9 protein-coding genes are annotated in these 13437 nt (G+C 35.4%); 3 read left to right on the top strand and 6 right to left on the bottom strand.

Annotated elements, in window-relative coordinates:
• Positions 1-16: 16 nt before the first annotated feature.
• Positions 17-1354 carry an efflux RND transporter periplasmic adaptor subunit gene (locus ACZZZI_RS14020; protein WP_424056360.1) on the bottom strand — a complete coding sequence of 446 codons (1338 nt, stop codon included), beginning with the start codon at positions 1352-1354 and terminating at the stop codon, positions 17-19.
• Between the two features lie 31 nt (positions 1355-1385).
• The gene (locus ACZZZI_RS14015) at positions 1386-2738 is read right to left on the bottom strand and encodes a TolC family protein (RefSeq protein WP_463489738.1); all 1353 of its coding nucleotides are present in this window, start codon (positions 2736-2738) and stop codon (positions 1386-1388) included.
• A gap of 76 nt (positions 2739-2814) precedes the next feature.
• On the opposite strand from ACZZZI_RS14015, the gene ACZZZI_RS14010 reads away from it, so the two are divergent.
• The 3 genes from ACZZZI_RS14010 (at position 2815) to ACZZZI_RS14000 (ending at position 9079) form a co-directional block, all read left to right on the top strand.
• Positions 2815-3432, top strand: a complete 618-nt coding sequence (locus tag ACZZZI_RS14010) for a polysaccharide deacetylase family protein (protein WP_316756404.1) — start codon at positions 2815-2817, stop codon at positions 3430-3432.
• A 409-nt stretch (positions 3433-3841) separates the two neighbouring features.
• Positions 3842-6607, top strand: a complete 2766-nt coding sequence (locus ACZZZI_RS14005) for a bifunctional aconitate hydratase 2/2-methylisocitrate dehydratase (RefSeq protein WP_463489737.1) — start codon at positions 3842-3844, stop codon at positions 6605-6607.
• Positions 6608-6796: 189 nt separating this feature from the next.
• Positions 6797-9079 carry an aconitate hydratase gene (locus tag ACZZZI_RS14000; RefSeq protein WP_463489736.1) on the top strand — a complete coding sequence of 761 codons (2283 nt, stop codon included), beginning with the start codon at positions 6797-6799 and terminating at the stop codon, positions 9077-9079.
• A 108-nt stretch (positions 9080-9187) separates the two neighbouring features.
• Here the strand turns inward: ACZZZI_RS14000 and ACZZZI_RS13995 are convergent, their stop codons facing one another.
• From ACZZZI_RS13995 to ACZZZI_RS13980, 4 genes are all read right to left on the bottom strand, one after another.
• Positions 9188-9508, bottom strand: coding sequence for a hypothetical protein (locus ACZZZI_RS13995; protein ID WP_316756400.1), 321 nt, complete (start codon positions 9506-9508; stop codon positions 9188-9190).
• Between the two features lie 234 nt (positions 9509-9742).
• On the bottom strand, positions 9743-10147 hold the full coding sequence (locus ACZZZI_RS13990; protein ID WP_344767013.1) for a hypothetical protein: 405 nt from the start codon (positions 10145-10147) through the stop codon (positions 9743-9745).
• Positions 10148-10205: 58 nt separating this feature from the next.
• Entirely contained in the window at positions 10206-11543 is a 1338-nt protein-coding gene (locus ACZZZI_RS13985) for a GH1 family beta-glucosidase (protein WP_463489735.1), read from the bottom strand.
• A gap of 63 nt (positions 11544-11606) precedes the next feature.
• Entirely contained in the window at positions 11607-13421 is a 1815-nt protein-coding gene (locus tag ACZZZI_RS13980; RefSeq protein WP_344767009.1) for a MutS-related protein, read from the bottom strand.
• Positions 13422-13437: the final 16 nt, after the last annotated feature.

The raw sequence follows: 13437 nt of genomic DNA, 5'->3' as shown, positions 1-13437 counted from the left end.
TGCGATTATTTATTAGCTACTTTTTAGCGTCTTTGCTAAACAATTGGTCTTTAGAGGTTTTTTCTACAATCATACCATCTTTAAGTTTATTTTGAATGGCAGAATACGGGCCAGTTACAATTTCTTGTCCAGCTTTAACACCTGATTTTACGATGATAAACTGATCGTTCTGAATACCAGTTGTAACCTCAACTTGCTTAACTTTTTTAGTAGCGCCATCAAAAACGTATACGAACTGTTTAACGGTTTTGTCTGCAAGTTTCGATTTTTGTTTGTCGTTATTCTCCTGATTATTTGCAGAAGCATCAGCAGGTTTATTTTTACTATCAGTAAATACCGATTGAATTGGAACTGATAAACCTTTTAATGATTCGCTTTCGATATCTACAGTTGCTGACATACCTGGGCGGAAAATAGATTGTTGTTTACCTGATAGTTCTTCTGTTATTCTAATTTTTACAGAGAAGTTAGTAACCTGATCTACCGAGGTAGAAGTTGTTGTACCAACAGCTGTAGAAGAACTTGCTATTTCCGTTACTTCGCCTCTGAATTTTTTATCAGAAAAAGCATCTACATCAATCGAAGCCTTATCGCCAACTTTAACTCGTGTTATATCGTTTTCATTAACATCGACATTAACCTCCATTGAAGATAAGTTTGAGATACGCATAATTTCTGTACCTGCCATTTGCGAGGTTCCTAAAATACGATCGCCTAATTCGATAGAAAGTTTCGAAACCACTCCATCTACTGGTGCATAAATTGTAGTTTTTGCAAGGTTTGCACCAGCTTCCTTTACGTTTGCACCTGTTTGCTCTAAAGTAAACTTAGCGCCTGTTACATTTTCTTTAGCGCTTGCTAATGTTGCTTTTGCAGTTAAATAAGCTGCTTTTGCTGCATCAAATTCTGATGCAGAGATTACTTTTTTGTTGAATAATTCTACATTACGTTTATAAGTAGCTTCTGAGTTTACAAAGTTTGCCTGGTTTTGAATTAACTGTTGCTGAGCAGCGGCAACACTTGCCTTTTGAGCATTAAATGAAGCAACGGTTCTTTCGTAACCCGATTGTAGCACATCTGGCCTAACCTTACAAAGTAACTGTCCAGCTTTTACAATATCGCCTTCTTTTACCTTAAGTTCTACCACCTCACCCGATACTTCAGAACTTAATTTTACTTCAGTTTCTGGTTGGATTTTACCACTCGCGGTAACCGTTTCTACAACAGTTCTATCCGATGCTTTTTCTACAGTAACTTTTTCGGTTTTATCGCCTCCGATAACACCTGCCAGTTTTAATCCGATAAGAACAACCAGGATAACACCAATGGTAATTAAAATGTGCTTCAGTTTCATAATATTTTATTGTATTTCGTTTGTTGGTTTATTAAAATGTAATCTGTTTACCCAAATAGTAGTCAATTACTTTTGCTCTAAATAATAAATCATATTTAGCCTGGATAAAATCTATTTCCGCTTTGTTTCTATTTGTTTGTGCTGTACTATAATCTAATGAGTTTACTAAACCTACATTATAACGCTGCTCTACTACATAAAAAGCATCTTTTTGAGCGTTAAATGCATTTTGAGTTGAGCCATAACGGCTTTCAGCTGCTTTTAAATCTGTGGTTGCCTGAAAAATAACTTTGTTCAAATTATTTTTTGCCAACTGCTCAGAAGTTAATGTATTCTGATAAGTAATTTTTGCTCTGCGAACACTCGATCGTGCCGTAAAACCATTAAAAATAGGAATCTGCAAACTCATTCCTATACTTTGCCCTAAACGTTGATCAATTTGATCTATAAAAGAAGATTGTGGATTTGCACCGTTATAATTAAACTGATAAGAATATGATGTATTTAAGCCCGCACCCAAGCTTAATGATGGAGCGTAAGCTCCCTTTGCAACATCAATAGCCTGTTTTGCTGCAAGAGAACGTAAAGTTGCCAGCTTAATATCTGGAAAAATGTTCAAAGCATTATTAAAAATTTCTTCGGGATTTGCTGCTGAAGTTGCTGCTTTAACATTATCAATTAAAGGTGCCTGAACAACAAATTTTTGATTTGGCTGCATTTCCATTAGCTGCCCTAATGTTAAGTAAGAAATAGATAAGGCATTTTGTGCATTTGTTAAGTTTAACTCAGCAGTTGCAACCTGAGATTTAGCTTGAGAAACATCTGCCAGTGTTTTATTCCCAGCATCTAGTAAAGCATTTTCTCTGACTAAAGTTTTATTAGCAATGTCTAATTGTTCTTTAGATGCTCTTTCTAAATCAGTATTATATAACACCTGTAGGTATGCTGTAACAACATTCAAAATTAAATCGTTTTTAACTTTGTCTACATTGCTTTTATCAGCTTCCAAAAGTGTTTTATTCTGTCTGATTCTATTTATTTTCGCAAAGCCCTGAAACAAATCCACATTGGTGCTTAAATTACCACTTGTATATAATGATGTTTGATTAGTAACCTGAAAAGTTGTTTGATCCAAACCACGGCCAAAGGTTAAATTCGGATTGATACTAGCGTTCAAATTTGGGTAAAGAGCATATTTAGACTGAGTTAAATTTTCATCGCTAATAGCTGCACTAAACTGGGCCTGTTTAATGGTAAGGTTATTTTTTAAGGTGTTATCAACGGCTTGCTGTATGGTTATTACTTCCTGAGCACTAACACTTTGACCTAAGCATAATGCTACTAATAATGCAGAACCAGTAAAAAACTTTGTTTGGGTAAACATCTTCATAATTTGTTTCAAATCTATATAAACAACTTTAATAATTTCAATCTATCCATGCAATTACTAACTTTGAGTAATGTACCTGGTCAAATCACCGCTTCTGCTTAAATGGTATTACCCATCATTATTATGGAATAAGCCTCGAAATGAAAAAGTTATTTATTTAACCTTTGACGACGGACCTATACCCAATGTTACAGATTTTGTATTAAAAACTTTAAAAGTCTTTAATGCTAAAGCGACTTTTTTTTGTATTGGTGATAATATTACTAAACATCCTGACGTTTTCGAACGTGTAAAAAACGGCGGTCATGCAATCGGAAACCACACTTTTAATCACCTTAAAGGATGGATAACCGATGATGAAACCTATATTCAAAATATCCTAAAGTGCCAGACTATTACACAAACAAATCTTTTTCGCCCACCATACGGAAGGATTAAAAAATCTCAAATTTCCAATCTCAAATCAAAAATATCAAATCTTGAAATTGTAATGTGGGATACGCTGAGCGGCGATTTTGATATCAATTTATCTCCAGAAAAATGTTATCAAAATGTGATCAAACATACCAGAAACGGTTCTATCATTGTTTTTCATGATAGTTTAAAAGCTTTTGACCGATTGGAATATTCATTACCACGTGTTTTAAAATATTTTTCTGAAAAAGGTTTCACTTTTTCAACATTATAGCGCTAAGCGATAGCTATGCCATTATGAATAATCATTGTTATTTATTTGCAAAGCGCAATTATTAAATGATTGACTACTAAAATGCGTTCATAACTGAACACAACTGTTCATTAATGAACAATATAAATCTATCAATCTTGCATAAAAAATTTATGCAAATAATAGATACCTGATATCTTTAAAGAACGATGAAAAACGGTAAAACTTTATCAATTTAGAACAATTCCAAATTACCTAATCGCCTAGCTAAATTATATTTAAAGGTTGTTTTTTGCTATTTTTGTTTTGGACAAAAAATTGATTTTTTTGTCCAAAAACCACAAATTAATGTGCTAAAACAGTATTTCTCTTGTGAAAAGCAGGTTTACATTTTGATGTACAACTTTTCACGGAAAACAAATAACCCAAGATGAGTATTTATAACGATTATATCCAGGAGATTGAAGACAGAAAAAATCAAGGTCTTCATCCTAAACCTATTGACGGAGCTGAATTATTAAGTGAAATTATAGCTCAAATCAAAAATGTAAATAATTTTAACAGAGAAGAAGCTGTTAATTTTTTCATATACAACACCTTACCTGGCACTACTGCTGCAGCGGGTGTAAAAGCACAGTTCTTAAAAGAAATTATATTAGGTGAAACTATTGTTGCAGAAATTACACCTGATTTTGCTTTTGAATTGTTATCACACATGAAGGGCGGACCTTCGATCAAAGTTTTATTAGACATCGCTTTAGCTGATAATGGCGACAAAGCTAAAAAAGCAGCAGATGTGCTAAAAACGCAAGTTTATTTGTACGATGCAGATACAGATCGTTTAAAAGATGCTTATAACAATGGCAATGCTATCGCTAAAGAAATATTAGAAAGCTATGCTAATGCAGAATTCTTCACCAAACTTCCTGAAGTAGCTGAAGAAATTAAAGTGGTAACTTTTATCGCTGGTATTGGCGATATTTCTACAGATTTATTGTCTCCAGGTAACCAGGCACACTCTCGTTCAGATCGTGAGTTGCATGGTAAATGTATGATTACGCCAGAGGCTCAAGAAGAAATACAGGCTTTGCAAGCACAACATCCTGATAAAAGCGTAATGTTAGTGGCTGAAAAAGGCACCATGGGTGTAGGTTCTTCGCGTATGTCGGGTGTAAATAACGTAGCACTTTGGACGGGTAAAAAATCAAGCACTTATATTCCATTTGTAAATATTGCTCCAATTGTTGGGGGTACTAATGGCATTTCTCCAATTTTCTTAACAACTGTTGATGTTACTGGCGGTATTGGTATCGACCTTAAAAATTGGGTTAAAAAAACTGATGAGAACGGTAACGTTATCCGTAACGAAAAAGATGAGCCAATTTTAGATCAGGTATATTCTATCGAAACGGGAACTGTTCTTACCATCAATACAAGAACCCAGAAATTGTATAACGGAGATCAAGAGCTAATTGACATTTCAAAAGCTTTGACACCACAAAAAATGGAATTTATCAAAGCTGGTGGTTCTTACGCTATCGTATTTGGTAAAAAAATACAAACTTTTGCGGCTAAAACTTTAGGTATCGAAGCACCGACGGTATTTGCACCAGCAAAAGAAGTATCTATCGAAGGCCAAGGTTTAACGGCTGCAGAAAAAATATTCAATAGAAATGCTGTTGGTTTAACAGCTGGTAAAGTTTTACATGCTGGTTCTGATGTTCGCGTTGAGGTAAACATCGTAGGTTCGCAAGATACTACTGGTTTAATGACAGCACAAGAATTAGAAGCAATGGCTGCTACAGTTATTTCTCCAATTGTTGATGGTGCTTATCAATCAGGCTGCCATACCGCATCGGTTTGGGATAAAAAAGCACAAGCAAACATTCCTAAATTGATGAAGTTTATGAATGACTTTGGCGTGATTACGGCTCGCGATCCTAAAGGTGAATATCATTCTATGACGGATGTTATTCATAAAGTATTGAATGATATTACAATTGATGAATGGGCAATCATCATCGGGGGTGACTCACACACGCGTATGTCTAAAGGTGTGGCTTTCGGTGCCGATTCGGGTACGGTAGCTTTAGCATTGGCAACTGGCGAGGCTTCTATGCCAATTCCTGAATCAGTAAAAGTTACGTTCAAAGGCGCAATGAAAGAACACATGGATTTCCGTGATGTTGTTCATGCTACACAATTGCAAATGCTGCAACAGTTCGATGGCGAAAACGTATTCCAAGGCCGCATTATCGAAGTGCATATCGGTACTTTATTAGCAGATCAAGCGTTTACTTTTACCGATTGGACGGCAGAGATGAAAGCAAAAGCTTCTATCTGTATTTCACAAGACGATACTTTGATCCAATCTTTAGAAATTGCTAAAAACCGTATTCAAATCATGATAGACAAAGGTATGGACAACCATAACCAAGTGCTTCAAGGATTGATTAACAAAGCAAATAAACGTATTGAGGAAATTAAAACGGGCATTAAGCCAGCTTTAATGCCAGATACAAATGCTAAATATTATGCAGAAGTAGTTATTGATTTGGATTTGATTGAAGAACCAATGATTGCAGACCCAGATGTGAATAATGCAGATGTTTCCAAACGTTACACTCACGATACCATCAGAGACTTGACTTTTTATGGTGGCGATAAAAAAGTAGATCTAGGCTTTGTAGGTTCTTGCATGGTACATAAAGATGACTTGAAAATCGTTGCTCAAATGCTGAAAAACGTAGAGGATAAAAACGGCACGGTAGAGTTTAAAGCACCTTTGGTTGTTGCCGCACCTACTTATAACATCATTGATGAATTAAAAGCAGAAGGCGATTGGGAATACTTACAAAAATACTCTGGATTTGAATTTAGTGATGCATTACCAAAAGCTGCAGCTCGTACAGAATATGAAAATATTATGTATTTGGAACGCCCAGGTTGCAACCTGTGTATGGGTAACCAGGAAAAGGCCGCCAAAGGAGATACTGTAATGGCTACTTCTACTCGTTTGTTCCAAGGACGTGTAGTAGAAGATAGAGATGGTAAAAAAGGAGAATCCTTATTAGCATCTACACCAGTGGTTGTTCTTTCTGCTATTTTAGGTCGTATTCCGAGCATCGAAGAATATAAAATCGCTGTAGAAGGCATTAACTTAACTAAGTTTACTCCTGTTTCTACAAAACTATAAAGAAACAAAAAAGCATTTATTTTGTTAATAAAGTACAAAGGTTATCCGATTCGGATAGCCTTTTTTATTTACACATAACTGAATAGAATGGTTTTAAATAACATAATTTGACAAATCTCAAAAACAAGTTTGTTTAAAATTGTTTAATTTAGTTAGTGTTGTTATTACAATAATTTTAAAATATAAAGTATGGCTTTTGATATAGACATGATTAAAAAGGTTTATGCAGACTTCGGCAGCCGCGTAGATGCAGCTCGTAAAATAGTAGGCAGACCTTTAACATTATCCGAAAAAATATTATACGCTCACCTTTGGGATGGTGATCCTAAAAAAGCGTTCTCTCGAGGAACAGATTATGTAGATTTCGCACCAGATCGCGTTGCAATGCAAGATGCAACTGCTCAGATGGCGCTTTTGCAGTTCATGCAAGCTGGCCGTCCGCAAGTGGCAGTGCCTTCAACAGTGCACTGCGATCACCTAATTACGGCTAAAGAAGGCGCTGCGATAGATTTACCACATGCCAGAACTGAAAGTGCCGAAGTTTTTGATTTCTTATCCTCAGTTTCAAACAAATATGGTATAGGTTTCTGGAAACCAGGTGCTGGTATTATTCACCAGGTAGTTTTAGAAAATTATGCATTCCCAGGCGGAATGATGATTGGAACCGACTCGCACACCGTAAATGCTGGTGGTTTAGGAATGGTTGCAATTGGTGTTGGAGGTGCCGATGCTTGCGATGTTATGGCTGGTTTACCTTGGGAACTTAAATTCCCTAAGCTAATTGGTGTAAAATTAACGGGCAAATTAAATGGCTGGACTGCCGCTAAAGACATTATTCTTAAAGTTGCAGGTATTTTGACTGTTAAAGGCGGTACTGGTGCCATTGTAGAATATTTTGGCGATGGCGCTGTTAATTTAAGTTGTACAGGAAAAGGTACCATTTGTAATATGGGAGCCGAAATTGGAGCAACGACATCTACTTTCGGTTACGATGAAAGTATGGAACGCTATTTACGTGCTACCGACAGAAACGAAGTTGCTGATGAAGCAAACAAAATTGCTTCTTATTTAACTGGTGATGATGAAGTTTACGCTAATCCTGAAACGTATTTTGATCAAGTAATCGAAATTAATCTTGATGAACTGGAACCCTATTTAAACGGCCCGTTTACGCCAGATTTAGCTACTCCTGTTTCGCAGATGAAAGTTGAAGCAGAGAAAAACGGCTGGCCTTTAAAAGTAGAATGGGGTTTAATTGGTTCATGTACCAATTCATCTTACGAAGATTTATCTAGAGCGGCTTCCATTGCAAATCAGGCAATTTCTAAAGGATTAAAAACAAAAGCAGATTTTGGTATCAACCCAGGATCGGAACAAGTTCGTTATACTGCAAATCGCGATGGTTATTTAAAAACTTTCGAAGATTTAAATGCAACAATCTTTACCAATGCTTGCGGGCCATGTATTGGCATGTGGGATAGAACAGGTGCAGAGAAAGCAGAAAAAAATACTATTGTACACTCATTCAACAGAAATTTTGCTAAACGTGCCGATGGTAATCCAAATACTTTTGCTTTCGTAGCATCGCCAGAAATGGTTGCAGCAATTGCAATTGCAGGAGATTTAGGTTTCAATCCATTAACCGATACATTAACTAACGATAAAGGCGAGCAGGTTAAATTAGATCCACCTACAGGGCATGAATTACCTCCGAAAGGTTATGCAGTTGAAGATGCAGGATTTCAAGCTCCAGCGGCAGATGGCTCTAATGTTCAGGTTTTGGTTTCACCAACTTCTCATCGCTTACAACTGTTAGATCCCTTTACACCTTGGGAAGGCACAGACTTAAAAGGCTTAAATCTTTTAATTAAAGCAAAAGGAAAATGCACAACAGATCATATTTCTATGGCTGGCCCGTGGTTAAAATTCCGTGGCCATTTAGATAATATTTCAAACAATATGTTAATCGGTGCAGTTAACTACTTTAACGATAAAACCGACAATGTTAAAAACGAATTAACTGGCGAATATGGTCCTGTTCCTGCAACGCAACGCGATTACAAAGCGGCAGGCATTGGATCGATTGTAGTTGGCGATGAAAACTATGGAGAAGGTTCATCTCGTGAACACGCAGCTATGGAACCCCGTCATTTGGGTGTTCGTGCGGTATTGGTAAAATCTTTCGCTCGTATTCACGAAACCAACCTTAAAAAACAAGGTATGCTAGGGTTAACATTCGCTAATAAAGATGATTACGATAAAATTCTTGAAGACGATAAAATCGATATCTTAGGCTTAACAGAATTTGCTCCAGATAAACCTTTAACATTGGTTTTACACCATGCAGATGGAACTAAAGAGCAATTTCCAGTTAACCACAGTTACAATGCTCAGCAAATTGAGTGGTTTGTTGCTGGTGGTGCATTAAATATTATTAGAAGAGATGCAGCTGCAAAAGCTGCTAGTTTATAGACAAAAAAAGGACTAAAAAAGATTCGCATAATTCATTATTCTAAACAAAAAATCCCATATCTGTATAAATTCAGAATGGGATTTTTTGTTAAAGAGAAATTGGTAAATTTAATTATGTACGAGTTCATAAACCCGTTGCATATAAGAAGCTTCTTCCATTTTTTCAAAAAACTCACGCCATTCTTCTCGAGTAAAAACCAAACTTATATCAGGAAAAGGTGTTGACAAGATTACAACTTCTTTGCCATCGGGCCTATTTTCTAAGTAGTTATCAAACTCAAGTCTTTCGGTCGCCTTGTAAAAAACATGAAACTGCTCGAAAGAAAAATTCATTAAAACACCCGATCTCCAAATGTTTAATATTTTACAATTAGTGCATTGTGCTATAGTTATATTTTCATTTTGAGCAAGAACAAGAGTTTTACACATAAATAAATTTTTTAATGTTATCTTAAATTGCGCCTGATTTACCCGCGTTCGTTTTACGCGGGCAAACAGGACTTACTAATCAACAAAAACTAACCAAAATATAATGTTGAGTGCTATTTCTAAACCACGATACAAATATACATTATTTAGATTAAGTCTAAATAAAAATATATAAATAATTTCAAAAAAAACAGTCTTATGTTTTATGCCTGCCTTTTTAAAACAGTGTTTTTTTTAATAGACAATTTTTGGTTTACCATTTTCACAGATTATAGATTTTGGAGCGATGATGATGCTACAAGCCGAAACTAAATTCCACTTTACATTAAAAGCTTTCTGTTTAGAGTTGTAATCAGTAACCTTCTGTAAAAATAATTTGGTATCAATATTTATTGAATAGAGCGCAAAACCAGTTGCACCACCGCATGATTTGGAGCCAATAGGAACGATTTTCCAATCTGTAGGATTATCACAACTTACCTGATCGGACATTGTTTGAATTTCTGCTCTAAGCATTTTCAGTTCTTGCTCGTCTTTTTCTTTCGAACTATAAAGATCTTCTTGCTTGCAAGCTGAGGTTAATAAAACTATGGATAAAAATAATGCGGAAAGGCTTTTTGTAAATAGTCTGGTTTTCATAATTATAAGATATAAATATAAAACGAGCCATAAAAAACAAACGCTACATTCTGTAATACTATATGTTCAGAAACTGCTGCCACCAATAACCCGAATCTTTAATGGTTCTCTGTTGGGTTTTAAAATCGTTGTAAACCAACCCAAAGCGGGCATTAAAACCTTCAGCCCACTCAAAATTATCCATTAAAGTCCAGGCCATATAACCAGTAACTGGCAAACCATCGTTTTTGGCTTTAAGTAACGCAGTTAAATATAATTGAAAGTAAGCTATACGTTCGGCATCATTCACTGTACCATCAATAATCTTATCATGATATGCAGCTCCATTTTCGGTTATAATAATATTTTTTACACCTGTGTAGGCCGCGAACTGCTTTATAATATTGTAAAAACTATCGGGATTAATTTCCCAACCCATTGCTGTATGCGGCTTTTTTCGACTTTTAGCTTTAACTTCCCAAGCCTGAATAACTGGGATAAAAGCATTGTATTTTACCGTTAGTGGAAAATAATTTTGCAGACCAATAAAATCAAAATCGAATTTATAACGATCGATATGTCGCCACGTTCCGTATTCTATTTGAAACTTCTCCAACAAATCCCAATCTGCAGTCGGAAAACCTAAGCCCAAAGTTGGTTCGATAAAAAGCCTGTTCATTAAACAATCTATCCTTTTTGCTGCAATAATATCGCTATCGCTTTGCGTGTTTGGCAGTATCTCAGAACAAGAGAATGTTGTACCAATATTTGCTTTACTAATTTCAGCACGTAAAATTTTACCGCCTTCAGCCTGGGCCAAAGCCGTATGATGAACGGCCGAAAAGAAATTGCTTAATCCTGTTCTGCCAGGTGCATGTACACCAAGCATATATCCTAAAGAAGTGAAACCAAAAGGTTCGTTAATGATAATCCAGTTTTTAACTTTATCACCAAACTCTAATGCACAAATACTTACAAAGGCATTAAACGCTGCGTTAATGCTAAAACTTGTCCAGCCGCCCTCATCTTCCAAAGCTTGTGGCAAATCCCAATGATATAAGGTAATATATGGTGTGATGCCATTTTCCAGGCATTCATCGATAACATTATGATAAAACCTAATGCCTTCTTGATTAATTTCTCCTTTTCCGTAAGGAAGAATTCTCGACCAGGCGATTGAAAATCTAAAAATTTTAAACCCCAAAACCTTAACCAAGGCAATATCTTCTCTATACCTATGGTAGAAATCGCAGGCAGCATTTATTTTATGGCCTTTTTTTATTTTTCCATTTTTGGCAGAAAACGTATCCCAGATGGATGGTCCTTTACCATACATATCGGATGTGCCTTCTATTTGGGCTGCTGCTGTTGCAACGCCCCACAAAAAATCTTCGCCAAAATCTGTAGATTTTATCATTCCATATTTTTAATTCTATAAATATGAGAAGTTAATGTTAACAGGTGATTAAATTCTAATTCACTAATCGAGGGTTAAACCAATCTCTTTTAATAATATTGCAGCATTAAAAGTTTCGCATGGGCCATTTTTCAGCTTGTAATCAAACATCATCTCTCCGTTATTAATTGTAATATCGAAATGATAGTTACGAAGTGTATTTTGATTCGTAAGCTTTAAATCAGCTAATTGCAAATCGTGCGTAGCAAAAAGTGCTGGTGTTTTTTCGGCAATAAGTTTTTCTACAAATACTTTCGAGCCTAAATACTTATCACGGCTATTTGTACCCCGAAGCATTTCATCTATTAAAACAAAAGTTTTTTTATCGTTTACTACATTGTCTAAAATCATTTTTAGTCGATTTAACTCCGCTTTAAAAGTAGATGTACTTTCGTTAAGCGAATCTTTTATCCGCATATAAGTATTTATAGAAAACACCGATAAACGCATCGCCTTAGCACAAACTGGGGCACCTGTATAAGCTAAAACCATGTTAATGCCCAAGGTGCGGAGAAAAGTACTTTTTCCCGCCATATTCGAACCCGTTACAATATCTACCGTTGGTAAATTTTCTACACTAAAATCGTTGGAGATTCTAATTTCTGGCGATATTAAAGGATGCCCAATTTGCGCTGCTTTTAAAGTAAAGGAATCTTCAACACTTGGAAAAACCCATTCCTGGTGATTATACGCAAGCGTTGCTAAAGAGATTAGTTCCTCGAAATCGCCCAAATGATTAAGGGCTGAAATTACATCTGTTGATGAAGATTGATGCCATTGATTTAAATTAACACAGCACCTTAAATCCCAAAGTAAAAGCGCATTTAAAACAACTCCAACTACAATGTTTAACCTGGAATCGAAATTTTGGATAATTTTAGACAGGCTTTTAATCTCTTTACTTACTGGCGTATTTGAGCCAATTAATGATAAAATATAACTATTCTTCCATTTGTGGTTTTCAGTCCAAAGTATGGCATCGGCATAGCCATTTAAAAGATTTGAACCTCCGCTAAAACTATAAAAAACCTTATTTATTTTTGAGCCTTGTAAAACATTCCATGCGATATTAATTAAACAATAAAGCGTAAGCACATTCCAAAAAATAGTATTTACAAACACCGCAGCAAGAATTATTAGGCAAGAAATGTAGGGCGTTAATGTTACATAAAATTTTAAAAACCTATTTCGAACAAAAGCTAGCTGGTTGCCAAGTTGCTGCTCCAATTGTATTTTAATCAATTCAATTTTCTCTACATCGTGCCCTTGTAGATTTGCTCTGAAATCGAAAGTATCGTCAATATTGCTTAAAATTTCTTTAACAGCCTCCTGTCGTTTTAAAATTGTTTCTGTCGATGCTTTTTCAGAAAGATTTTTTCCGAGCATCACTTTGCCGCTTTTGGTGTAACATCTGTTTATCAAAGAATATAAAGATGCATTGCCAAAAATATCTAAATCCGAACTATAAGGATGTGATTCTGATTCGAATTGAGTTCCATCATCATAACCGTTTTTAATATCATTCAATTGATTCCATTCATTTTGATAAACCCACAATAATTGCTTTTGATAATTAATCTCAAGATCTAACTTACTCTGCTTTTTAACTACAAATGCAAAAACAATAACTGGGATTATTAAGCCGATTTGAATCAGCATTCTCCAACCATCTTCAGCAGAATTTAAAAGTAAAACGAATAACAAAACCTCGGCAACGAACAAGCCAATACGCACTAAAGAAAGCTGATCAACCAGTTTTTTTCTTTTATTAATCTGGGCAGTAACTTCGTTAATTTTTATGCTGTAGGTAGATATTATTTGTGCTTGTGTTTTTAACATTATCTTTGAATTGAAA

The sequence above is a fragment of the Pedobacter sp. AC190 genome (assembly GCF_979258025.1).
The sequence above is the reverse complement of the archived record's forward strand: the minus strand, read 5'-3'. Positions and strand labels throughout refer to the sequence as shown.

Coding starts and splice junctions, on each gene's coding strand:
- ACZZZI_RS14020 (WP_424056360.1), bottom strand. CDS start 1,354: ATGAAACTGAAGCACATTTTAATTACCATTGGTGTTATCCTGGTTGTT.
- ACZZZI_RS14015 (WP_463489738.1), bottom strand. CDS start 2,738: ATGTTTACCCAAACAAAGTTTTTTACTGGTTCTGCATTATTAGTAGCA.
- ACZZZI_RS14010 (WP_316756404.1), top strand. CDS start 2,815: ATGTACCTGGTCAAATCACCGCTTCTGCTTAAATGGTATTACCCATCA.
- ACZZZI_RS14005 (WP_463489737.1), top strand. CDS start 3,842: ATGAGTATTTATAACGATTATATCCAGGAGATTGAAGACAGAAAAAAT.
- ACZZZI_RS14000 (WP_463489736.1), top strand. CDS start 6,797: ATGGCTTTTGATATAGACATGATTAAAAAGGTTTATGCAGACTTCGGC.
- ACZZZI_RS13995 (WP_316756400.1), bottom strand. CDS start 9,508: ATGTGTAAAACTCTTGTTCTTGCTCAAAATGAAAATATAACTATAGCA.
- ACZZZI_RS13990 (WP_344767013.1), bottom strand. CDS start 10,147: ATGAAAACCAGACTATTTACAAAAAGCCTTTCCGCATTATTTTTATCC.
- ACZZZI_RS13985 (WP_463489735.1), bottom strand. CDS start 11,543: ATGATAAAATCTACAGATTTTGGCGAAGATTTTTTGTGGGGCGTTGCA.
- ACZZZI_RS13980 (WP_344767009.1), bottom strand. CDS start 13,421: ATGTTAAAAACACAAGCACAAATAATATCTACCTACAGCATAAAAATT.